This window comes from Bradyrhizobium sp. USDA 4451 (assembly GCF_054822585.1).
Genome location: NZ_JBTRCH010000001.1, coordinates 4,426,511 through 4,449,805 on the forward strand (window position 1 = coordinate 4,426,511; position 23,295 = coordinate 4,449,805).

15 protein-coding genes are annotated in these 23,295 nt (G+C 65.7%); 12 read left to right on the forward strand and 3 right to left on the reverse strand.

Annotated features, from left to right (window positions below):
- Positions 1–4 precede the first annotated feature (4 nt).
- Positions 5–1,000, reverse strand: a complete 996-nt coding sequence (locus ACVMB0_RS20405) for a GntR family transcriptional regulator (RefSeq protein WP_461347450.1) — start codon at positions 998–1,000, stop codon at positions 5–7.
- A 271-nt stretch (positions 1,001–1,271) separates the two neighbouring features.
- Between ACVMB0_RS20405 and ACVMB0_RS20410 the strand changes: the two genes are divergently transcribed.
- The 11 genes from ACVMB0_RS20410 (at position 1,272) to ACVMB0_RS20460 (ending at position 17,152) form a co-directional block, all read left to right on the forward strand.
- Positions 1,272–2,417: an ABC transporter substrate-binding protein gene (locus tag ACVMB0_RS20410; protein WP_456755887.1), complete on the forward strand. Its 1,146-nt coding sequence runs from the start codon at positions 1,272–1,274 to the stop codon at positions 2,415–2,417.
- A gap of 163 nt (positions 2,418–2,580) precedes the next feature.
- Positions 2,581–3,453 (forward strand): branched-chain amino acid ABC transporter permease, encoded by an 873-nt coding sequence (locus tag ACVMB0_RS20415; protein ID WP_050420108.1) that lies wholly within the window; start codon positions 2,581–2,583, stop codon positions 3,451–3,453.
- A complete protein-coding gene (locus tag ACVMB0_RS20420) occupies positions 3,450–5,222 on the forward strand; it encodes a branched-chain amino acid ABC transporter ATP-binding protein/permease (protein WP_456755886.1) in 1,773 nt (590 codons plus the stop codon). The genes ACVMB0_RS20415 and ACVMB0_RS20420 overlap by 4 nt, the downstream gene beginning before the upstream one ends.
- The gene (locus tag ACVMB0_RS20425; protein ID WP_021079917.1) at positions 5,222–5,950 is read left to right on the forward strand and encodes an ABC transporter ATP-binding protein; all 729 of its coding nucleotides are present in this window, start codon (positions 5,222–5,224) and stop codon (positions 5,948–5,950) included. The genes ACVMB0_RS20420 and ACVMB0_RS20425 overlap by 1 nt, the downstream gene beginning before the upstream one ends.
- A gap of 49 nt (positions 5,951–5,999) precedes the next feature.
- Positions 6,000–7,085, forward strand: coding sequence for a malate/lactate/ureidoglycolate dehydrogenase (locus ACVMB0_RS20430; RefSeq protein WP_461347451.1), 1,086 nt, complete (start codon positions 6,000–6,002; stop codon positions 7,083–7,085).
- A 120-nt stretch (positions 7,086–7,205) separates the two neighbouring features.
- The gene (locus tag ACVMB0_RS20435) at positions 7,206–7,982 is read left to right on the forward strand and encodes an HpcH/HpaI aldolase family protein (protein WP_050406732.1); all 777 of its coding nucleotides are present in this window, start codon (positions 7,206–7,208) and stop codon (positions 7,980–7,982) included.
- Between the two features lie 103 nt (positions 7,983–8,085).
- Complete coding sequence (locus ACVMB0_RS20440; protein ID WP_456755883.1) at positions 8,086–9,609, forward strand: UxaA family hydrolase; 1,524 nt, start codon at positions 8,086–8,088, stop codon at positions 9,607–9,609.
- A 206-nt stretch (positions 9,610–9,815) separates the two neighbouring features.
- On the forward strand, positions 9,816–10,319 hold the full coding sequence (locus ACVMB0_RS20445; protein WP_461347452.1) for a GDSL-type esterase/lipase family protein: 504 nt from the start codon (positions 9,816–9,818) through the stop codon (positions 10,317–10,319).
- Positions 10,320–10,461: 142 nt separating this feature from the next.
- Entirely contained in the window at positions 10,462–13,722 is a 3,261-nt protein-coding gene (locus tag ACVMB0_RS20450) for a transglutaminase family protein (protein WP_461347453.1), read from the forward strand.
- A gap of 20 nt (positions 13,723–13,742) precedes the next feature.
- On the forward strand, positions 13,743–16,277 hold the full coding sequence (locus ACVMB0_RS20455) for a circularly permuted type 2 ATP-grasp protein (RefSeq protein WP_461347454.1): 2,535 nt from the start codon (positions 13,743–13,745) through the stop codon (positions 16,275–16,277).
- Positions 16,274–17,152, forward strand: a complete 879-nt coding sequence (locus tag ACVMB0_RS20460; protein WP_461347455.1) for a transglutaminase family protein — start codon at positions 16,274–16,276, stop codon at positions 17,150–17,152. Before ACVMB0_RS20455 ends, ACVMB0_RS20460 begins: the two co-directional genes overlap by 4 nt.
- A gap of 25 nt (positions 17,153–17,177) precedes the next feature.
- Here the strand turns inward: ACVMB0_RS20460 and ACVMB0_RS20465 are convergent, their stop codons facing one another.
- Both ACVMB0_RS20465 and ACVMB0_RS20470 read right to left on the reverse strand, forming a co-directional pair.
- Entirely contained in the window at positions 17,178–18,680 is a 1,503-nt protein-coding gene (locus ACVMB0_RS20465; RefSeq protein ID WP_456755878.1) for a GGDEF domain-containing protein, read from the reverse strand.
- Positions 18,681–19,741: 1,061 nt separating this feature from the next.
- Positions 19,742–21,448, reverse strand: a complete 1,707-nt coding sequence (locus ACVMB0_RS20470; RefSeq protein ID WP_461347456.1) for a methyl-accepting chemotaxis protein — start codon at positions 21,446–21,448, stop codon at positions 19,742–19,744.
- Positions 21,449–21,797: 349 nt separating this feature from the next.
- On the opposite strand from ACVMB0_RS20470, the gene ACVMB0_RS20475 reads away from it, so the two are divergent.
- Positions 21,798–23,180, forward strand: a complete 1,383-nt coding sequence (locus tag ACVMB0_RS20475) for an ethanolamine ammonia-lyase subunit EutB (RefSeq protein ID WP_461347457.1) — start codon at positions 21,798–21,800, stop codon at positions 23,178–23,180.
- Positions 23,181–23,295: the final 115 nt, after the last annotated feature.

Consider the following 23,295-nt stretch of genomic DNA (forward strand, 5'->3'; position numbering starts at 1 on the left):
TCGCTCAGGCCATGTAGGGCACCCGCGAAATCACGTTGATGGCGCGGAATTCGGCGATCCAGCCGGCGACCTTGGAGTGCGACCATACGATATGGCGGCGCAGGATCGCGGCTGCCGCGTCGCCGTCGCGGGCGCGCAGGGCTTCGATGATCACCAGATGCTCATCCATGAAGGAATCGATCTGCGGCGCGGTCAGCGCCACCTGAATGTGCTTGCCGATCACGAACGCGCAATGGGTGCGCTTGAGCGCTTCGAGCATCTCGCGATTGATGCCGTAACCCAGGCAGCGGATATGCAGGTCGCCCTCGATCTCGTCGAGCTCGCCGACGCCGACGTTGCTGCGGAATTGAATGCCCTCGCGCAGCCGCGCGGCCATCCGGTCCAGCAGGGCGGTTGGAATCTTCGCCGCGGCGGATTTCAAGAGCAGCGGCTCGAGGGTGGCGCGCACCTCGAAGATGTCGCGCAGGCGATCCTCGTCCAGCGGCACCACGTACCAATGCGCCTTGGCGCCTTTCTCCAGGATCCCGATCGCCTGCGCACGGAGCAGCAGATTGCGCGCGACCGTGCGCCCGACCCGGAAATGCCGCGCCAGCGCCAGCTCGCTGACCCGGAAGCGTCCGAACAGCGAGCGATAGATGATCTCGCGTTCGAGCTTGTAATAGAGGGTGTCCCAGGCATCGCTGCGCACCGCCTCGACCGGGCCGTCGGTCAGCCCGAACATCTCAGGGGTGATCGGTACGCGTCGCGGTTCGACCTTGCGCTTGCCGGCGATCACGCCGCGGCCGTCGAACCGGCGCACCAGGCCGATGTGCTCGAGCTGCTCGAAGGCCTGCCGTACCGGCGAGCGGCTGGAGCCGAACAAGGTTGCGATCGCCGACTCGGAGAGGACAGCGCCGGGCGGAACATCGCCGGCCCGGATGTGCTTTGCCAGCGCGCTCTTGATCAGCGCGTAGGCCGGCTGTTTCCGTCTGGTCTGCGATTTCGCTCTTGGAATCGACATCGATGACTGCCCGTCGGTCACATTACTGGTAGCAGGCATTTACGCACCGCCGCCAGCGAAGTTTTGGCTATTGCGTGCAATGTGCAATCATGTTTAGCTGAGCCGGTACGTTTGGATCGATTGTCGCCGTTGCACGTGTTGTGCGCTGCAGCGGCGCTGATGTTTGTTCGTCGCGCTGTTTGATGGCTGCGGATCGGGGCAACGGGTCTATGCGTCCAGCTCGTCTCAATGCAGCCGGCATCCAAGTTCGGCGCCATCAAGGGAGGATTGAATGAAACTGACGAGGCGTGAGTTTTCCGCCGGCTTGGCGGCAGGTCTCGCTGCGCCCGCGCTGATGCGGAGCGCGTGGGCGCAGGGCGCGACCATCAAGATCGGCATGTGCGTGCCGGTGACCGGTCCGGCAGCGGAGCAGGGGCTGTGGGCCCAGAACGGTGCCAAGCTGGCGCTGGCCGCGGTCAACAAGGCCGGTGGCGTGCTCGGCAAGCAGGTCGAGCTCGTGATCGAGGACGATCAGACCACCAATCCGGGCATCGTGCTGGCGTTCTCCAAGCTCGCCGCGCAATCCGACATCGTCGCCTTCCTCGGCTCGATCCGCTCGACCCAGGTGCAGGCGATGGCGCCCGACGTGATCAAGGTCGGCAAGCCGGTGATGATCGGCGGCACCAATCCCGATCTCACCCATTCCGGCAATCCCTGGCTGTTCCGCTTCCGTCCGAACGACAATTATTCCGGCCGCGTGATCGCCGACTTCGGCGTCAACACGCTCGGCAAGAAGAAATGGGCGATCGTGCATTCCACCGATGCCTTCGGCACCGCGGGCGGCAAGGCGCTCAGCGAAGCGCTGACCAAGCTTGGCGCGCCGCCGGTGCTCGACCAGGGCTATGCCAACCAGAGCCAGGATTTCACTCCGGTCGTGCTGGCCGTGAAGCAGTCCGGCGCCGACGTGCTCGGCACCTACTTCACCTTCGAGAACGATCTCGGCATCTTTGCCCGGCAGCTGCGCCAGCTCGGCGTCAACATTCCCTGGGTCGGCTCGCCCTCGGTGGTGGCGGTGTCCTCGACCAAGCTCGCCGGCCCCGCGCTGTTCGGCACCTACGGTGTCGCCGACTTCGCCGAAGACTCCAGCGATGCCGCGAAGGCGTTCGGCAAGGCCTATCGCGATGCCTACAAGACCGCGCCCGACAACCAGAGCGCCTGGCCCTATGACGCGATCACCATCCTGTCGGCGGCGATCAACAAGGCGGGCTCGACCGATCCGACCAAGATCCGCGAGGCGATCCTGGCGACGCAGAAATTCGCCGGCGCCGAAGGCGAATATAATTTCGACAAGAACGGCGACGGTCTGCACGGCTACAACGTCGTGAAGAACGACAAGGGCAAGATCGTCTACGACAAGCACATCGACTTCAACGATTGATTAGGCCGGTCAGGGAGGCACGAGTGGATGAGTTCCCTCTCCCACGCAACCGGGGTAAACCCCGGTTGCGTGGGGGGAGAGAGCCCTACCACCTCCCGAACGATAATCACTCCGATCCGGCTGGTCCCGGGATGTTCGTTTCGCCTTTCAATCGAGCGCCGTCATGGATCTCATCCTCCAACTGCTATTCACCGGAATCGGCATCGGCGCGGTCTACGCGCTGGTCGCGCTCGGTTTCGTGCTGATCTTCCGCGCCACCAACGTGGTGAACTTCGCGCAAGGTGAATTCTCGATGGTCGCCGCCTATCTGATGGTGGTCTGTGTCGAGCTCGGCCTGCCATACTGGTTGTCCTTCGTGATCGCGCTTGCCGGCATGGCGCTGCTCGGCGTCATCTTCAATCTCGGCGTCTATTATCCGCTGCGCCACCGCACCTATCTGCCCGTGATCATCGCGACCATCGGCGCCTCGATCCTGCTGTCGAACTCGGTGCTCGCGATCTACGGTCCGCAGCCGCAGGTGTTGCAGGGTTGGTTCGATACGCCCGGCATCCAGCTCGGCCCGGTCTATCTCGACAGCCAGTATCTGTTGATCATCGGCGTCACGATCCTCTTGGTGCTGTTCAATTTCTGGTTCTTCGAGAAGACGCTGCTCGGCAAGAAGCTGCAGGCGACCTCGCAGGACAAGGAGATGGCCTCGCTGCTCGGCATTTCCGTCTCCACCATGATCATGATCACCTTCATCTATTCGGCCGTGCTCGGCGGTCTCGCCGGCATCCTGGTGGCGCCGGTGCTGTTCGTCTCGATCCAGATGGGCTCGACCATCGCGCTGAAGGCGTTCGCCGCGACCATCATCGGCGGCTTCGGCGACGTTGCGGGCGCGATCGTCGGCGGCCTCGCGCTCGGCGTCATCGAAACGTTCGGCGCCGCCTACATCTCGGTGCCGTACAAGGACGGCTTTGCCTTCCTGGTGCTGATCGCCTTCCTGGTGTTCCGGCCGCAGGGCATCTTCGGCGAACGTGTCGCGGAGAAAGCATGAGCGCCAGCGACAACATGATTCCGGCGCCGGCCGTGCGCTCGAAACCGCTGATCATCCGGCATCTGCCGTATTTCCTCGGCGCCGCGGTGCTGGTGGCGCTCGCCGCCAGCATGCAGTTCGACGGTTACGTGCTCAACATCCTGCTGCAGGCCACGACCTTCTCGATCGCGGTGTTCGGGCTGTCGGTGGTGCTCGGCCTGTGCGGCCAGATCAACCTGGCGCAGGCCGCGTTCTTCGGCTTCGGCGCCTATGCCGTCGGCCTCGGGACCGCCGACCTGCATCTGAACTTCTGGCTCTGCCTGGTCGGCGGCTGCGTGATCACGTTGATCGCCGGCGCGTTCCTCGGCATGTCGACGCTGCGGCTCGGCGGGCATTACCTGGCCATGGTGACGATCTCGTTCCAGCAGATCGTGACGCTGGTGATGATCAACGCGATCGGCGTGACCCATGGGCCCGACGGCGTCGCCAACATTCGCCGTCCCGAGCTGTTCCAGTCCTCGCAAAGCTATCTGGCGTTCTGCGTCGCGATGCTCGCCATCGTCGGCTATCTGGTCTGGCATCTGCCCGACACCAAGCTCGGCCGCGCCATGCGCGCGGTGCGCGACAACGAACTCGCGGCCGGCGTCAACGGCATCGACGTGTTCCGCACCAAGGTCTCCGCCTTTGCCGTGTGCGCGGTGCTCGGCGGCCTGGCGGGCGGCCTGTTCGCCGGCGGCTTCGCCTATGTCAGTCCGGACCAGTTCTCGTTCGCCGAATCGATCCAGTTTCTGACCATGTCGCTGCTCGGCGGCGTCGCCTCGCCGATCGGCTCGGCGATCGGCACCGGGCTGCTGATCCTGATCCCGGAATGGCTGCGCTTCCTCAAGAGCGTGCCGGGTCTCTACCTCGCGATCTACGGCCTGTCGGTGATCCTGATCATCCGCTTCATGCCCGACGGCATCTGGGGCTTCGTGTCCGACGCCTTCACGCGCTGGCGTGCCCACACCAGGGCGCCGCCTGTGGCCGGAGCGCTCCAGCTCAAGCCCGCGACGACCGGCGGCGACATCGTGCTCGAGGTCACCGGGCTCTCGAAGCATTTCGGCGGCCTCAAGGCGGTCGACGGCGTCGACATCGCGGTGAAGCGCGGCAGCGTGCACGCGCTGATCGGACCCAACGGCTCCGGCAAGACCACGACGCTGAACGTGCTGTCCGGCCTCTACAAGGCCACATCAGGCAAGATCGTGCTCGACGGCACCGACATCACCGCCATGGCGCCGCATCAGCGCACCGCCGCGGGTCTCGGACGCACGTTCCAGAACATCCGCCTGTTCCGCTCGATGACGGCGCTGGAGAATGTCGAAATCGGCGCCGAGCGGCCCGGCAACACCATGATCGGGAAGGGCGACGACGCGCTGACCGAGCGCGCGATGGAGGCGCTGACCTTTGTCGGCCTCGGCAGCCGCGCCAACGAGTTGATCTCGAGCTTCTCCTACGGCCACCAGCGCCTGATCGAGATCGCGCGGGCGCTGGCCTCGAATCCGACCTTGCTGCTGCTCGACGAGCCGGCCGCCGGCCTCAACTCGACCGAGAAGCTCGAGCTGCACGAACTGCTCAAGCGCATCGCAGCGCAGGGCCTCACCATCCTGATCATCGATCACGACATGACGCTGGTCTCGGAAGCCGCCCAGCACATCACCGTGCTGAACTTCGGACGCCGCATCGCGGACGGCGAGTCGATGGCGGTGCTGCGCCATCCCGACGTCGTCTCCGCCTATCTCGGGAGCGAATGATGCCGCTGCTCGAAATCCGCAATCTCGTGGTCCGCTACGGCGAGATCGAGGCGCTGCGCGGCGTCACCATCGCCGTCGAGCAGGGCCAGGTGGTCACGCTGCTCGGCGCCAATGGCGCCGGCAAGTCGACCACGCTGCGCGCGATCAGTGGCCTCGCCAAGCCCGCCTCCGGCGACATCCTATTCGACGGTCACTCGATCGCAGGCCTCGGGCCGGAAGCGATCGTGCGGCTCGGCATCTCGCATGTGCCGGAAGGCCGCCGCGTGTTTCCGGGCCTCACGGTGAAAGAGAACATCATGCTCGGCGCGTCGAACCGGAAGGTTTCGGCGTCGCAGATCTCGCGCGAGGCCGACGCGATGTTCGATTTGTTTCCCGATATTCGCGCCTTCTCCAATGCGCTCGGCTGGACGCTGTCCGGCGGCCAGTTGCAGATGGTCGCGGTGGCGCGCGGGCTGATGGCGAAGCCGCGGCTGCTGCTGCTCGACGAGCCGTCGCTCGGTCTCGCACCTGTGATCGTGCAGGCGGTGTTCCGCATTATTTCACAGATCAGGAAGGACACCACGGTCTTGCTCGTCGAGCAAAATGCGCGCATGGGACTGTCGGTCGCCGATCACGGTTTTGTCCTCGAAACCGGACGGATCGTGCTCGGTGGCAAGCCCGACGAATTGTGGGGCAATGAAGCCATCGCCGCGGCCTATCTCGGCGGCCACGCCAAGACCCACGCTTAAGACCCACACCTAAGAACACACTGTGCCTTATCGAGCGAGCTAGTTTTTCATGGTCACCATCAAGGTCGATAATCTCATCAACTTCGTGTCCGAGGTGTTTTCGCATTCGGAGTCGTCTGCGGAAGAGGCGAAGCGCATCGCGACCTATCTGACGACCGCGAACCTCACCGGGCATGACAGCCACGGCGTGATCCGCGTGCCCGTCTATGTCAGGTGGAAGAAGATGGGCTCGATCGTGCCGAACCAGACCCCCGAGGTCGTGGTCGACACGCCGTCGCTCGCGGTGGTCGACGGCAAGTTCGGCTATGGCCAGACCGTCACCCCGGTTGCGGTGAAGCTCGGCATCGAGAAGTGCAAGAAGGCGGGGCTCGCCGCCGTCGCGCTGCGCAACTCCGGCCATCTCGGCCGCGTCGGCGACTGGGCCGAAATGGCCGCCGCCGAAGGTCTCGTCTCAATTCATTTCGTGACCGCGGCGGGCTCGCTCCTGGTCGCGCCCTACGGCGGCGTCGAGAAGCGGCTGTCGACCGCGCCCTATTGCGTCGGCATTCCGCGCCAGGGCCAGGATCCGATCGTGCTCGATTTCGCGACATCCGTTGTCGCAGAGGGAAAGTGCCTGGTGGCGAGCCGCGGCGGCAAGAAGCTGCCGGTCGGTGCGCTGGTCGACGCCGACGGCACGCTGAGCGAAGATCCGCACGTGCTGTATGGTCCGTACACACCAGATGGGCCGCGCGATCACACCAAGGGAACCGGCGCGATCCGCGCTTTCGGCGATCACAAGGGCTCGGGCCTCGCCTTCATCTGTGAGCTGCTTGGCGGCGCGCTGACCGGCACCGGTGCGACATCGTCGGACCGCCGCTTCGCCAACGGCATGATGGCGTTCTACATCGATCCCAAGGTGATCGACACCAGCAACTTCTTCGACGGCGAAATCACCCGCTACACCGATTTCATCCGCGCCACCAAGCCGATCGCGGGCACGGAGTCGGTGCTGGTTCCGGGCGATCCCGAGCGCAAGACCCGCGCCGATCGCACCAGGAACGGCATCCCCTTGCCTGACGACACCTGGGCGGCGATAGTGAATACCGCGCGCGAAGTCGGCGTCAGCGAAGTCTCGATCCAGCGGGCGACGGAATAATTCATCCGTCATTGCGAGGAGCGTAGCGACGAAGCAATCCATGCTTCAACAGACTGAGAAATGGATTGCTTCGCTGCGCTCGCAATGACGACAAGTTCGGAACAGGGAAGGAAAAACAAGATGGCAAACAAGGTCAAGCAGGTCTGGGCATCGGGCAAGGCGGTGGTCAACGCGTGGCTCGCGATCCCCTCCGGGTTTTCGGCCGAAGTGATCGCGCAATGCGGCTTCGATAGCGTCACCGTCGACATGCAGCATGGCGTGCAGGATTATCAGTCGATGGTGCAATGCTTCCAGGCGATGCATGCCCATCCGGTCACGCCGATGGTCCGCGTGCCCTGGAATGAGCCCGGCATCATCGGCAAGGTGCTGGACGGCGGCGCCTATGGCGTGATCTGCCCGATGGTCAACACGCCGCAGGAAGCCAAGAACCTCGTTTCCTACGCAAAATATCCGCCGAAGGGCGTGCGCTCCAACGGTCCGATCCGCGCCGGCATGTATGGCTCGGCCGGCACCTATCAGCAGACCGCCAACGACGAGATCGTGCTGCTGCCGATGATGGAGACCAAGACCGCGGTCGAGAACATGGAAGCCATCCTCGACGTCGAAGGCATCGACGGCGTCTATATCGGCCCGTCCGATCTCGGCTTCTCCTACGGCCTGGTGCCGAAGCTCGATCGCGACGAGCCGGAGATCCTCAAGATCTACGAGAAGATCATCAAGGAATGCGGCAAGCGCGGCCTCAACCCGGGCATCCACTGCTCCGGCGCCGAAGGCGCGGTGCGCGCGATCAACATGGGCTTCAAGCTCGTGACGCTGTCGAACGAAGTCGGCCTGATGCAGGTCTACGCCAAGATGCAGGTCAACCAGACCCGCGAGAAGTCCGGCGGCAAGGCCTGAGAACGCGAATAGCGAGTAGCGAATGGCGAATAGGGGACGATGATTGGAGTAGCACTATTCGCTACTCGCCATTCGCTATTCGCCCCTCAAAAGGAGAACTTCCATGGCCACCGCACAAACGATCCGCCTGCACGCCGACGACAGCGTCCTGATCGCGCGCGCGAGCCTGCCGCCGGGGTTGGAGGTGGCCGAAGGCGTCACCACGGTCGACCGCATTCCGGCCGGCCACAAGGTCGCGATCAAGCCGATCGCGCAGGGCGAGCCGATCCGCCGCTACGGCCAGATCATCGGCTTTGCGACGCAGCCGATCGCACCCGGCCAGCATGTGCACACGCAGAATTGCGGCATGGGCGATTTCGCCAAGGACTACGCCTATGGCGTCGACGTCAAGCCGGTGCCGAACTTCGATCTGCCGGCGACGTTCGAAGGCATCCGCCGCGCCGACGGCCGCGTCGCGACGCGCAACTATATCGGCATCCTCACCTCGGTGAATTGCAGCGCCCATGTCGCCGGAATCGTCGCCGACATGTTCAAGAAGAACCCGTTCACCGGCGACAATCCGCTGGCCGATTTCCCCAATGTCGACGGCGTCGTCGCGCTGACCCACAAGACCGGCTGCGGCATGACCCAGGACGAGCCGCTGGCGCTGCTCCGCCGCACGCTCGGCGGCTATGCGCGGCACGTCAATTTCTCCAACGTCATCGTGCTCGGCCTCGGCTGCGAGGTGAACCAGATCGGCGGCCTGATGGCCGAGCAGAAGCTGGCCGGCCGGCTGCGCGCGATGGACATCCAGGAGGTCGGCGGCACGCGCAAGACGGTCGAAGCCGGCGTTGCCTTCGTCAAGGAAGCGCTCACTGATGCCAACAAGGTCAAGCGCGAGGCGGTGCCGGCCAGCGAGCTCACCGTGGCGCTGCAATGCGGCGGCTCGGATGGATATTCCGGCGTCTCGGCCAATCCGGCGCTCGGCGCGGCGAGCGACCTGCTGGTCCGCCACGGCGGCACGGTCATTCTCTCGGAGACACCCGAGACCTACGGCGCCGAGCATCTATTGACCCGCCGCGCCGTCAGCCGCGAGGTCGGCGAGAAGCTGGTCGGCCTGATGCGCTGGTGGGAGGAATATACGAGCCGCGAAGGCGCCGAGATGAACGCCAATCCAAGCCCCGGCAACAAGGCCGGCGGCCTCACCACCATTCTCGAAAAGTCGCTCGGCGCGATGGCGAAAGCGGGCAGCACCAACCTCGTCGACGTCCTGCACTACGCCGAGCCGGTGACAAAAAAGGGTTTTGTGTTCATGGACACGCCCGGCTACGACCCGGTCGCGGCCACCGGGCAGGTCGCCGGCGGTGCCAACCTGGTCTGCTTCACCACCGGCCGCGGCAGCGTGTTCGGCTGCAAGCCCGCGCCGTCGATCAAGCTCGCCACCAACACGCCGATGTACAAGCGGATGGAAGACGACATGGACGTCAATTGCGGCACCATCCTCGACGGCGAGGAGAGCGTGCAGCAATGCGGCCAGCGCATCTTCGACCTCATCCTCAAGACCGCCTCCGGCCAGCCGACCAAGAGCGAGAGCTTCGACTTCGGCGGCGCCGAGTTCGCGCCGTGGGTGCTCGGCGCGACGATGTAGTCTCACACTCCGCTGTCGTCCCTGCGAAAGCAGGGACCGATACCGCGTGATTTATCGATAAAGGCGGTGGCAGACACCTTCCACATTACCACGGCCGGTGGCTATGGGTCTCTGCTTTCGCAGGGACGACAAGGAAGTACGTTGGCGAATGAAGCTTCCCGGATTACGCTGCGCTCCATTCGGGCTACGGACCGAACGGAGGAAACATGCGCGCACGTCGGTTGGGTTGCTTCGGATGCATCGCATTTCTCGCCGCTTTGAGCCTTGGCACCGCATCGGCTGATGCCGCAACCGTCGTTGCGCTCGGCGCGAGCAACACCTACGGCAAGGGCGTGGCACGCAACCAGGCCTATCCCGCGCAGCTCGAAGCGATCTTGCGCGCGAAGGGATTGAACGTCCGCATCGTCAACGCCGGCATCAATGGCGACACCACCGAAGGGATGCTGCAACGCCTCGACCGGGCTGTCCCGAACGGGACCAGGGCCGTGATCCTGCAGCCGGGCGGCAACGACCGGCGCAAGGGCAGCCCGGACCGGACCGCGGACATCCAAAGCCGGCTCAGCGCCCGCGGCATCACGGTGATCATGCTCCCCAACGGCATGCTGGGCGGACTTCCGCATCAGCCCGACGGCGTGCACCTGACCCCCGAAGGCTATCACATGCTCGCCGAGCACCTTGCTTCGCAGGTGTCCGGCGCGATCGGCCGTTAGTCGGTGAGGGCGATTGCCCGCGGCCATTGCTGACCTCGGCACGCCGCGCGGATAATTCCTGGGCAATCGCTGCCCGTTGTTAGTGCTTGATCCATACCGGAACCAGTGTTCTGCTCAAAAAAGCTGCTGGAGTCCTCGGTCCGTGTCGATCTTCGTCGCACTGCATCACGTCACGCACTACAAATACGACCGGCCGATCGATCTCGGGCCCCAGACCATTCGGCTCCGGCCGGCGCCGCATACCCGCACGCCGATCCTGAGCTATTCGCTCAAGGTCACGCCATCGAACCACTTCGTGAACTGGCAGCAGGACCCGCAGGGCAACTGGCTGGCGCGCTATGTTTTTCCAGAGAAGGCGACCGAGCTCAAGGTCGAGGTCGATTTCACCGCGCAGATGACGGTGGTCAATCCGTTCGACTTCTTCGTCGAGCCTTACGCCAACAGCTTTCCGTTCGAATACCCCGCCGACCTCAAGACCGAGCTCGCGCCCTATCTCGAGACCGACGAGCCCGGGCCGTTGCTCGCGGCGTATCTGAAGGGGATCCCGCGCCAGGCCGACTCGACCGTCAATTTCCTGGTCGAGCTGAATGCGCAGCTGCAAAAACAGATCAGCTACGTCATCCGCATGGAGGCTGGCATCCAGACGCCGGAGGAGACGCTGGCCGCGGGCTCCGGCTCCTGCCGCGATTCGGCGTGGCTCCTGATCCAGGCGCTGCGCCATCTCGGGCTCGCGACGCGTTTCGTCTCCGGCTATCTCATCCAGCTCCGGCCCGACATCGATCCGCTCGAGGGGCCGCGCGAGGTCGAGAGCGATTTCACCGATCTGCACGCCTGGGCCGAGGTCTATCTGCCCGGCGCGGGCTGGATCGGGTTCGACGTCACCTCCGGCATGCTGACCGGCGAGGGCCACATCCCGCTCTGCGCCACGCCGCATTACCGCTCGGCCGCGCCGGTGACCGGCACCGCGGGCATCGCCAACACCGAGTTCGGCTTCGACATGAGCGTCAAGCGGATCCGCGAGGCGCCGCGGATCACCCGGCCGTTCTCGGATGATTCCTGGGCACGGCTCGACCGGGTCGGCGAGCAGGTCGATGCCGACCTGACGGAGCACGACGTGCGGCTGACGATGGGCGGCGAGCCGACCTTCGTCTCGATCGACGATCCGGAATCGCCGGAATGGAATGTCGCCGCGGTCGGTCCGACCAAGCGGGCGCTCGCCGACGATTTGATCCGCAAGCTGCGCACGCGGTTCGCGCCGGGCGGGCTGCTGCATTACGGCCAGGGCAAATGGTATCCCGGCGAAAGCCTGCCGCGCTGGGCGTTCGGCCTCTATTGGCGCAAGGACGGCAAGCCGATCTGGAAGAATGCCGACCTGATCGCGTCGATCGAGAATCCGCGCAAGGCCGAGGTGGCCGATGCCGAGCGCTTTGCCGTCGGCACCGCGAGGAAGCTCGGGCTCGGCGCCGACTATGTCATGCCGGCTTATGAGGACCCTGCGTTCTGGCTGCAGCGTGAAGCCGGGCTGCCGCCCAACGTCACGCCCGATAACTCCAAGCTGACGGATGCCGAAGAGCGCGCGCGCCTGGCGCGGGTGTTCGACGAGGGACTGACGACGCCGAAGGGCTTTGTGCTGCCGATCCAGCGCTGGACGCCGCTTGCCGACAAGATCCCTGCGCGCTGGCGCAGCGAGCACTGGAAGATCCGCCGCAGCCATCTGTTCGCATCACCCGGCGATTCCCCGCTCGGCCTGCGGCTGCCGATCGGCTCGCTCGAACATGTCCCGCCCGAGGACTATCCTTACATCGTCGAGCAGGATCCGATGGCGCCGCGCGCGGCGCTTGCCGATGCGGAGCTGAAGCAGGCGCTCAAGCACATCCCCGAGCCGCTGCCGGTGCGCACCGCAATGGCGATCGAAGTCCGCGACGGCGTGCTCTGCGTCTTCATGCCGCCGGTCGAGAAGGTCGACGACTATCTCGAGCTGATCACGGCAATCGAGGCGACCGCCGAGGAAACGCAGCTCGCGGTCCATGTCGAAGGCTATTCACCGCCATACGATCCGCGCGTCGAGGTGATCAAGGTGACGCCCGATCCCGGCGTGATCGAGATCAACGTGCAGCCGGCGCAAAGCTGGCGCGAGGCGGTCGACATCACGCTCGGCCTCTATGAGGACGCCGCGAAGACACGGCTCGGCGCCAACCGCTTCCTGATCGACGGCCGCCACACCGGCACCGGCGGCGGCAACCACATCGTGGTCGGCGGCAGAAAGCCGGAGGATTCGCCGTTCCTGCGCCGGCCGGATCTGCTCAAGAGCCTCGTGCTGTATTGGCAGCGGCATCCGTCGCTGTCTTACCTGTTCTCCGGCATGTTCATCGGCCCGACCAGCCAGGCGCCGCGCATCGACGAGGCGCGGCACGATGGACTTTATGAACTGGAGATCGCGCTGGCGCATGTGCCGCCGCCGGGCATCGATGCGCCGCTGTGGCTGGTCGATCGGCTGTTCCGGCACATCCTGGTCGACATCACCGGCAACACCCATCGCGCCGAGATCTGCATCGACAAGCTCTATTCGCCCGACGGCCCGACCGGCCGGCTCGGCCTGGTCGAATTCCGCGCGCTCGAAATGCCGCCCGATCCCAGGATGTCATTGGCACAGCAGCTTCTGATCCGCGCGCTGATCGCAAAACTGTGGCGCGAGCCGCAGCAGGGCAAGTTCGTGCGCTGGGGCACCGCGCTGCATGACCGCTTCATGCTGCCGCATTTCCTCTGGGAGGATTTCCTGGGCGTGCTCGCCGAGCTCAAGCAGTCCGGCTACGACGTCGAGCCGGAATGGTATCAAGCCCAGCTCGAATTCCGTTTCCCCGCCTTCGGCCGCGTCCATCATGGCGGCGTCGGCCTCGAGCTGCGGCAGGCGCTGGAGCCTTGGCACGTGCTGGGCGAGGAGGGCACCTCGGGCGGCACGGTGCGCTATGTCGATTCGTCGGTCGAGCGGCTCCAGGTGAAGGCGACCGGATTCGTCGAGGGCCGCCACGTCATCACCTGCAACGGCCGGCGGATGCCGATGACCGAGACCGGCCGCTCGGGCGAGGCGGTCGCCGGCGTCCGCTTCAAGGCCTGGCAGCCGGCCTCCGGCCTGCATCCGACCATTCCGGTGCACGCGCCGCTGACGTTCGACCTGATCGACACCTGGAACGGCCGCTCGCTCGGCGGCTGCGTCTATCACGTCGCCCATCCCGGCGGCCGCAATTACGAGACCAAGCCGGTCAATTCCTACGAGGCCGAGGCGCGGCGGCTGGCGCGCTTCCAGGAGCACGGCCATACCCCCGGCAAGATCGAAACGCCGCCGGAGGAACGCACAACTGAGTTTCCCTTGACCCTCGACTTGCGGACGCCGCTCCTGCACTAATTGGCTGCAGGGGAAGTGGAATGACCGTGTCGGGTGGCCAAGGCGGCAGCAGTCAGGAGAGCAGGGCCCGTCCCGGCCAGCGCCGGATGGCGCAATGGACCCGCGACTACGTCCGGCTGCCCGGCATTCCCGACGAATATATCGCCGAGAACGGCGCGCCGCGGCCGGTCTGGGCGCGCTTCTTCGACGCCTTTGCCGCGCTGTCGCCGGCCGATATCGAGCGCCGCTTCGCCTCCGCCGATCGCCATCTGCGCGAGGCCGGTGTCACCTACCGTACGCCCGGCGATACGTCGGACCGGATCTGGCCGCTCAGCCATCTGCCGCTGATCATCGACGCCGCCGACTGGCGCCAGCTCGCCGCCGGCGTCGCGCAGCGCGCGCAGCTTCTGGAAATGGTGCTGGCCGATCTCTACGGCGACGGCCGTCTCGTTGCTGACGGCGCGATCCCAGCGGCGGCGATCGCCGGCAGCAGCGAATATCTGCGCGCGGTGAGCGGCATCAAGCCGCCGGGCGGCCGCTATCTGCATCTCTATGCGGCCGACATCGGCCGCGGGCCCGACGGCCGCTGGTGGGTACTCGGCGATCGCACGCAGGCGCCGTCGGGCGCGGGCTACGCGCTGGAAAACCGCCTGGTGCTGTCACGCGCCTTTTCCAATCTCTACAAGTCGATGAATGTCGAGCGCGTCGCGCCGTTCTTCGAGGCGTTCCGCGATTCGCTGCGCGCCAGCGCCGACCGCGACGAGCCGCGGATCGGCCTGCTGACACCAGGCGCGTTCAGCGAGACCTATTTCGAGCACGCCACGCTGGCGCGCTATCTCGGCTTCCTGCTGGTCGAGGGCGACGATCTCGCGGTCTCCGGCGATCGCATTCATATCCGCACCGTTGCCGGATTGAAGCGGCTCGACGTGCTGCTGCGCCGGGTCGATTCCAACATGCTCGATCCGCTCGAGCTCGATGCGTCGTCCTATCTCGGCGTGCCCGGGCTCGTCGAGGTGCTGCGCAAGGGCGGCGTCGTGGTCGCCAACATGCCGGGTTCCGGCGTGATGGAGGCGCGGGCTCTGCTCGGCTTCCTGCCCAACCTGTGCCGGCGCCTGCTGAGCGAAGACCTGATGATGCCGCATATCGCGACCTGGTGGTGCGGCCAGAAATCCGCCCGCGAGCAGGTGCTGTCGCGGCTCGACGAATTCGCGATCGAGGGCGCCTATGGCCGTGGCGTGGCGGATTTTCCGGGCCACGGTCCGGTACTCCCCGGCGAATTGTCGGCCGCGGACCGCGATCGCCTCAAGGATGCGATCAGCCATCGCGGCATCGACTATGTCGGCCAGGAGCTGGTGCGGCTGTCGACCACGCCGGTGTGGGAGAACGGTCGGATCACGCCGCGTCCGTTCGTGCTGCGGGTGTTCGCCGCCGCGACGCCGAACGGCTGGACCGTGCTGCCCGGCGGCTTCTGCCGGATCGCCGACCGGGCCGACGCGCGCGCGGTCTCGATGGGCGACGGCGCGGTGTCCGCCGACGTCTGGGTGGTCTCCGACAAGGCGGTGGCGACCTCGACCTTGCTGCCGGCGGTCGACACCGTCCGCATCCGCCGCATCGCCGGCGTGCTGCCGAGCCGCGCCGCCGACAATCTGTTCTGGCTCGGCCGCTATCTCGAACGCGCCGAGGCCACCATTCGCCTGATCCGCGCCCTGGGCACGCCGTTGCGCGATCCGGCGCGCGCCAATTCGAACGGCAACGCGCCGGCGATGCATTCGGCCGAGCGCATCCAGCGCCTGCTGGTGACCTGGGGCGCGGCCACGCAGACCGCGCGCGCCAATCCGGCCAAGGTCGCGCTCGAGGCGTTGCAGAACGAGGAGAAGTTCGGCTCGGCGCTGTCGCTGGTGCGATCGGCGCAGCGCACCGCGACCTCGCTGCGCGAGCGGCTGTCGCCGGACGCCTGGCAGGTCATCACCGAAATGGCCGACCGGCTCGCCATCGAGGTGCATGACGATGACGGCGTCGTCAGCGCCGCCGAACTGACCTTGCAGGAACTCGCGAGCTTCGCGGGTCTGGCGCAGGAGAACATGAACCGCGCCGCCGGCTGGCGCTTCCTCGAGATGGGGCGCCGCGCCGAGCGCGCCATCAACACCACGCGCTTCGCCCGCCAGTTCGCCTATGACGAGGCCGGCGACGAGGATCTCGACGTCCTGCTCACGCTGGTCGATTGCCAGATCACCTATCGCTCGCGCTATCTGGTGCAGCCGCTGCTGACGCCGGTGCGCGATCTTGCGGTGCTCGATCCCTACAATCCGCGCTCGGTGGCGTTCCAGGTCGCGGCGCTGAACGAACATGTCGCCGCGCTGCCGAGCCTGAAGGAGCATGGCCTGATCGAGCGGCCGCAGCGGCTCGCGGTTGCGCTGGAGGCGATGCTGACGACGGCCGAAGCCTCGAGCCTCGACGTCAAGACGCTGTTCGCGCTGGAGCAGGATCTGCTCAATCTCGCCGACGCCGTCGGGCTGCATTATTTCCCGCATGGACCGAACGCCAGCCGGCCGGAGAAGCTCACGGGGCTGGCGTGATCTACGACATCCGTCACGTCACGACCTATAGCTACGAGACCCAGGTCAGCTTCGCGCGCTGCGCGCTGCGGCTGGAGCCGATCAGCGGCGACGGGCAGCAGCTGATCTCGCATGCGGTCGAGATCCGACCCAAGCCCGCGGAGCGCACCAGCCGGCGCGACTTCTTCGGCACGCTGACCGAAAGCGTCCTGATCGAGACCGCGCATCGCAGCCTCCGCATCGATTCCCGCTCGCGGGTCTCGGTGACGCGGCAGCCGCCGGCGCGTGACGCCGCCAGCCCCTCCTGGGAGGACGTACGCGATCACGCCTTCGAAGGCTTGAGCCTCGATGCGGCCTCGCCGGTCGGTTATGTCTTTGCCAGTGCGCTGGTGCCGGTGTTGCGGCCCGTGACAGCCTATGCGTCTGCGAGCTTTGCGCCGGGTGGCGGCATCCTCACTGGGGCAGCCGACCTGATGCGCCGCATCCGCAATGACTTCAAATACGATCCCAAGGCGACGGTGATCTCGACGCCGCTGCGCGACGTGTTCGAGAAGCGCCACGGCGTCTGCCAGGACTTTGCCCATGTGATGATCGCGGGCCTGCGCGGGCTCGGCCTGCCCGCGGCCTATGTCAGCGGCTATCTGCGCACCATTCCGCCGCCGGGCCAGCCGCGGTTGCAGGGCGCCGACGCAACCCATGCCTGGGTCTCGGTCTGGTGCGGCAGCGAGCTCGGCTGGATCGGGTTCGATCCGACCAACGATCTGATGGTCGGAGGCGACCACATCATCCTCGCCATCGGCCGCGACTTCGCCGACGTCTCGCCGGTCGACGGTGTCATCGTCGGTGCGCGCAAGCAGAAGCTCGGCGTTGCGGTCGACGTGCTGCCGGTCGAGTGAGCGGAGCTGGAGGCGAGAACCGCGATCAGGCGACGTGCCGCTTGCCGGATTTGTCCCATCCGATCGGGCTGACGACGACGCGGTCGCGGCCGTCGTGCTTGGCTTGATAGAGCGCAAGGTCCGCGGCCTTGAGCAGATCGCGCGACGTGCGCTCGTGGTCGGGCACGAGGCAAGACACCCCGATGCTGACGGTCGGCAGCTCCTGCTCGGTCTCGCGTGCAGCCGTCAGCTTGGCGCGAATCTGCTCGGCGACATCAAGCGCGCCGGCCTTGCCGATGCCTGGCAGCAGCACCGAAAACTCCTCGCCGCCGTAGCGCGCGCCGAGATCGGTGACGCGCTTGGCGCTGGCTGCGATGCACCGCCCCACGGTGGCGAGCACCGCGTCGCCGGCCTGGTGCCCGTAGGTGTCGTTGAACGCCTTGAAATGATCGACGTCGATCATCAGCAGCGAGACCGGCGATTTCGCGCGCATGCCGCGCCGCCATTCGATGTCGAGGGTGTCGTCGAGGCGGCGGCGGTTGGCGAGTCCGGTCAGCGCATCGGTGCTGGCGAGGTGCGCGAGCCGGCGTTCCGCCGCGGCCCGCCGCTTGAGAGCGGCCAGCAAATAGAACATCAGCACGATCGAGAAGCCGCACAGCGCGGCCACCACGCTGCCGATCAGCCAGACCTGCTGCCACCAATCGGCATAGATGCCGTTGAGTGCGAGACCCTCGGCGATGATCAGGCGATGGCTGCCGACCGCCTGGAAGACGTAGAGCCGGCTGACATGATCGACGAGTGATTTCGTCATGTAGGAGCCGGATTGCCGTGCCGGATACTGCTTGAAGACCAGGGAGTCCTTGATGCTTTGCCCGATCTTGCCGATCTCGAACGGCGCGCGCATCAGCATGACGCCATCGGTGTTGAACAGCGCCATGCTGTCGCCGAGGCCGAAGTTCAGCTTGCGAAACAGATTGTGGAAATAGCTGAGCCGCATGCTGCCGGCGACCACGCCGGCAAACGAGCCGTCGTCGTTGCTGATGCGGCGGCTCAGGCTGATCAGATATTCGCCCTCCGGCGTGACCCAGGGCGCGCTGATGAACAGACCGCGGTCCGGTTGGGTTCGATGCACCAGGAAGAAGTCCCGGTCGGCGAAATTCGCGGTCCGCGGCGTCAATGTCCGGGAATCCAGCGTGACGTCTCCCGCGGCGCTCAGCACCAGGATCGAGCCCAGATCCTTGGCGGTCGCGGCGCGGTCGAACAGCACGACCTGGCGAAGCTCCGGGCTGATCTTGGTTAGTTCCGGCAGCTTGACGCCGTCGGCCACCGCCTGCAGCGAGAGGTCATAGAGCTCGATGTTGCGGTCGATCTCGCTGGCGATAGAGGCGACGAGGTTGGTCGCGCCTTGCTTCGCGTGCTGATAGTCCTTGTCCGCCATCTCCCAGAGGATCGATGCGCAGATCGCCGAAAAGCCCAAAACAAGGCCGATCCCGAGCGCAAGCAGCCGTTTGGTCGGCACCGCCTTCGGCCTTGGCACAAGCCCGTTCATTGCACGCTTCCACTTCCCCCCGCGCCCCCGCGCTTTGACCTTTTCTATGGGGGCATCAAATTGAGAAAGGCGACCCGAAGCGCGGGCAATTTATGTACGCGCGTTGGCAGAGTCTTAACCATCGGGAGGCGGGGAGCTACCCTGTGGTTGCGATGAATCGTTCGGCTTTTCAGAATTTATCTTGACAGTGGACCCAACTCAGATGTTCAATATGCGCGTCTCACCCGATCGAGGGGCGCTTCGCGGTCGTCACGAACGTGGGTCGAGATGCGGTGGACGCTGCGCGTGGCCTGACGAGAGCACGCAAGGCGGACGGCGAAATCGTGCAGGCCTGACGCCCTAGCGGTAGGTGTCTTTTCCGATTGCGCAAATGCGCGTTGTGAAGACGGTGACAAACAAGCCCAGTCTCGCCGGGGAGAGCACGTATAAGCCGTAAGCCATCGCGCAGGGAAAGCCGGATTGCTCCGGTTACACCTGTGGTCCTACCCCCGTGCTTTCTACCTATTGCACGGGGCCCATGGGTGCGATCGGCACCCGGCTTTCCCTGCGCCCTCACCAACGGAGAGGGTGGAAACGAAGAGCAAGACTCGGACAATTCATGTCGCGAGAACGCGAAGCTATATCCTCATCTACAACTGTCATCGCCCGGCTCGCCGCCTCCGCTGAAGCTTCGGCGAGCCCAAGACCGCAAGCCCCGTCGAAGCCTTGGCGAAGACGGGACCGGGCGATCCAGTACGCCGCGGCCTCTCGGCTCAAGCACTGCCGTCTCTGGAATACTGGATCACCCGCTTTCGCGGGTGATGACACCGACAGTGTGGCAAGTGAATCGAAACCCATTCTCATCGTCGTCCTGGAAAGCCAGGACCCATTGCCCCGAATGAGACTTGTAGCACGACGCTGGGGCCACAATCCCTACGACAACCAAAATCAGTGGCTATGGCTTTCGCCAGGACGACGAGGGGACAGGTCCAGTCAAGACATCAAACAGCGTGATGACCACCGAACACGACATCCCTGACGCAGCCCCGGGATCTGGATTGATCCCGGCAGCCGCTTTGTCGCTACGTCCCCGTCCGCCGCAGGCCCTCGTTGGCATCGCTGCGCAAATTGCGGAAGAACTGCTCGACCTCGCGCGACAGCGTTTCGGCGGTTGCGGTCAGATCGTTCGACGCCGCGAGCACCGCTTCCGCCGCCTTGCTGGTCTGGTCCATGTCGTCGCGGAGCGAGCCGACATTCGTGACCAGGGTTTCGTTGCCCTGGGCTGCCATCTGCGCGTTGGCCGAGATTTCGCGGGTCGCAGCATCCTGCTGGCCGATCGCGCTTGCGATGTTCGCGGTGACATCGCTGATCTCGCGCACAGCCTGGCCGATCTCGCGCACGGCAGCCACCGAGTTGCGGGTGGAGGCCTGGATCAGGCCGACATTCTCGCTGATCTCGGCGGTTGCCTTCGCGGTCTGCCCGGCCAGCGCCTTGACCTCGTGCGCGACGACGGCGAAGCCGCGGCCGGCATCGCCGGCGCGGGCGGCTTCGATGGTGGCGTTGAGCGCGAGCAGGTTGGTCTGCTCGGCGATCGCCTGGATCAGGTTCAGCACGCCGTCGATGCGCTGGGTGGTGGCGGCAAGGCCCTCGATCTCGGTGATCGAGCGGTCGGTGCGCAGCCCGGCCTGATCGACCGCGCCGGAGGACTGCTTGACCTGGCGGCCGATCTCCTCGACCGAGGCGGACAGCTCTTCGGCCGCGCCCGCCACCGCGGAGACGTTGCTCGAGGCCTGTTCGGTGGCGCCGGCCGCGGCAACCGCCCGGCCGCTGGCGTCCGCCGCGACGGTCGCGATGGTCTGCGCGGTCTGCCGCATCGTCGCGGCGTTGTCGTGCACCGCGCGCAGCACCTCACCGATGGTGCCGCGGAATGCGTCGACGAAGCTCTCGATGTGCCGGCCACGCGCGTCGCGGGCCGCGGAATCCTGCAGGACTTGCGCGTTCAGGCTGCGGTTGCGCTCCATCGCCTCCTGGAACACCTTGATGGCGCGCGCCAGGGCGCCGATCTCGTCGCTGCGCCCGACATGGGGCACTTCGACATGGTCGTCGCCGTCCGCGACGCGCTTGATGGTGGTGGTGATCTGCGACAGCGGCCGGGCCACCGAGCGGGCGATGATCAGGACGCCGAGCACCACCACGATCAGGGCGGCTGCACCGAGCCCGGTCAGCAGCAGCGCCAAAGTTCGGTTGGCGTCGGTCTGCCGTGCCAGCCGCTTGCTGCGCTCGGCATAGACCTTGGACAGCGCCTCGAGGTCCTTGTTCAGCGCGGTGCGCACGTCGCGGTTGGCGTCGTTGTCGCCCCACTCACGCCCGGCTGCGGCGCCGATCTCGATGCCGCGGCGAACCAGCTCCTTGCGGAATTCGACGAATTGCTCGATGCGCGTCTTGAACGCGGCGAACTGGGCGGCGTCGTCGGCCTGCACCAGGGTTTCCCAGTTCTTGACCACGCCGAGGATGCGGTCGTTGAACGCCAGCAGCCCGTCACCGTATTTCTTCACCGCCGCCGGATCGGTCGACATGTAGATGCCGCGGGACTCCATCACCACGGCATAGACCAGCGAGTTGACCCGCTCGACATTGAGTGCGGCGCGGCTCGCGAGGTCGACGGCCTCGGTCAGCTCGGCGTTGCGCCGCGCGTTGGTGTCGGACAGGAGGGTGATGGCCGCGGTCAGCGCCGCGATCAGCGCAAACGTCGAGTACAGCCGGGCAGCAAGCGAGAATCGGGATGCCATAGGAGGCCGGGATCTGGAGATCGGAGGTGTGACGGGGGCGGGCATTGCGGGCACTCCAAGAGGCCGGGGAGTACCGTCGGCCAATTAAAGCTTATGCAAAATGTTCATGGATAATGTCTTAACGAGCGCGGTTCGCCCGGGCCGCAACCGGCTAAATCTCCAAATAATCCCAATGCCTTATGAGGGGGCTCCGAACCTCCCATGTCGCGCCGCCTTGCCGCGCTGTCGAGTGACGGGCCGTCATCATCATCACTCATCAACATCCCCTGCGCGGTGGCAGCAAAGCCGATGGCACGACTTTCGCAAAGAGGTGCTAGGTTACGTTGCCCCTGCCTCGACGCGAACTCCCATGCACTATCGTCACACTATCGACGCCACCAATTACGCATTCGACGATCTGCGCATCCTGCTTGCCAAGGCCTCGCCGCCGCGGTCCGGCGACCGTCTGGCCGGCGTTGCCGCCGACAGCGCGGAAGAGATGATCGCCGCGCGGCTTACGCTGGCCGACGTTCCGCTCAAGCAATTCCTCGACGAGCCGGTCATCCCCTATGAGGACGATGAAGTCACGCGCCTGATCCTCGACAGCCACGACGTTGCCGGCTTTGTGCCGGTGTCATCGCTCACCGTCGGCGGCTTCCGCGACTGGCTGCTGTCGGATGCCGCCACGGGCGAAACGATCAGGAAGATCTCGCGCGGCATCACGCCGGAGATGGTGGCGGCGGTGTCGAAGCTGATGCGCAACCAGGATCTGATCCTGGTGGCGAAGAAATGCGAGGTCACGACCGCCTTCCGCAACACCATCGGTCTGCGCGGCCGCATGAGCACGCGGCTGCAGCCCAACCACCCGTTCGACGATCCCAAGGGCATCACCGCCTCGATCCTCGACGGGCTGCTGCTGGGATCGGGCGATGCCTGCATCGGCATCAATCCGGCGAGCGACGATCCCAAAGTGATCGGCACCCTCCTGCGGCTGCTCGACGACATCATCGCGCGGCTGGAGATTCCGACGCAGGGTTGCGTGCTCACCCATGTCACCACCACGCTCGGACTGATCGGGCAGGGGCTGCCGGTCGATCTCGTGTTCCAGTCGATCGCCGGCACCGAAGCGGCCAACCGCAGTTTCGGCGTCGACCTGTCGCTGCTGCGCGAGGCGCGCGAAGCCGGGCTGTCGCTGCGCCGGGGCACGGTCGGCGACAATGTGATGTATTTCGAGACCGGGCAGGGCTCGGCGCTGTCGGCCAACGCCCATCACCAGGTCGATCAGCAGACCTGCGAGGCGCGGGCCTATGCGGTGGCGCGCGCGTTCGATCCGCTGCTGGTCAACAGCGTGGTCGGCTTCATCGGTCCCGAATACCTCTATGACGGCAAGGAAATCATCCGTGCCGGGCTCGAGGATCATTTCTGCGGCAAGCTGCTCGGCCTGCCGCTCGGCATCGACGTCTGCTACACCAACCATGCCGAGGCCGATCAGGACGACATGGACAATCTGCTGACGCTGCTTGCCGCCGCCGGCGTCAATTTCATCATGGGCGTGCCGGGCGCCGATGACGTGATGCTGAACTATCAGTCGACGTCGTTTCACGATGCGCTCTACATCCGCGACCTGTTCGGCCTGAAGCGGGCGCCCGAATTCGACGCCTGGCTCGCGCGCGTCGGCCTAGCCGGCCAGGACTTCCGCCTTGTTGACGATGCGGAGCGGCTGCCCGATCTCGCGGCCCGGCTCCTGACCTGACGGGATAGCGAAATTCTGCAGAGCAACTATCTCGGCGTTGTGACGTTAGCCGGTGCCACAATGTTGAAGAATTTCTGGCCCAGCGTTCCGTGCCGTGGTTAGATTTGCAGGTGCT

What these genes read in the sequence shown, in the direction of transcription:
- ACVMB0_RS20445 (WP_461347452.1), top strand. Translation starts at nt 9,816, where the DNA reads ATGCGCGCACGTCGGTTGGGTTGCTTCGGATGCATCGCATTTCTCGCC.
- ACVMB0_RS20420 (WP_456755886.1), top strand. Translation starts at nt 3,450, where the DNA reads ATGAGCGCCAGCGACAACATGATTCCGGCGCCGGCCGTGCGCTCGAAA.
- ACVMB0_RS20425 (WP_021079917.1), top strand. Translation starts at nt 5,222, where the DNA reads ATGCCGCTGCTCGAAATCCGCAATCTCGTGGTCCGCTACGGCGAGATC.
- ACVMB0_RS20435 (WP_050406732.1), top strand. Translation starts at nt 7,206, where the DNA reads ATGGCAAACAAGGTCAAGCAGGTCTGGGCATCGGGCAAGGCGGTGGTC.
- ACVMB0_RS20465 (WP_456755878.1), bottom strand. Translation starts at nt 18,680, where the DNA reads ATGAACGGGCTTGTGCCAAGGCCGAAGGCGGTGCCGACCAAACGGCTG.
- ACVMB0_RS20415 (WP_050420108.1), top strand. Translation starts at nt 2,581, where the DNA reads ATGGATCTCATCCTCCAACTGCTATTCACCGGAATCGGCATCGGCGCG.
- ACVMB0_RS20475 (WP_461347457.1), top strand. Translation starts at nt 21,798, where the DNA reads ATGCACTATCGTCACACTATCGACGCCACCAATTACGCATTCGACGAT.
- ACVMB0_RS20405 (WP_461347450.1), bottom strand. Translation starts at nt 1,000, where the DNA reads ATGTCGATTCCAAGAGCGAAATCGCAGACCAGACGGAAACAGCCGGCC.
- ACVMB0_RS20455 (WP_461347454.1), top strand. Translation starts at nt 13,743, where the DNA reads ATGACCGTGTCGGGTGGCCAAGGCGGCAGCAGTCAGGAGAGCAGGGCC.
- ACVMB0_RS20410 (WP_456755887.1), top strand. Translation starts at nt 1,272, where the DNA reads ATGAAACTGACGAGGCGTGAGTTTTCCGCCGGCTTGGCGGCAGGTCTC.
- ACVMB0_RS20430 (WP_461347451.1), top strand. Translation starts at nt 6,000, where the DNA reads ATGGTCACCATCAAGGTCGATAATCTCATCAACTTCGTGTCCGAGGTG.
- ACVMB0_RS20440 (WP_456755883.1), top strand. Translation starts at nt 8,086, where the DNA reads ATGGCCACCGCACAAACGATCCGCCTGCACGCCGACGACAGCGTCCTG.
- ACVMB0_RS20470 (WP_461347456.1), bottom strand. Translation starts at nt 21,448, where the DNA reads ATGGCATCCCGATTCTCGCTTGCTGCCCGGCTGTACTCGACGTTTGCG.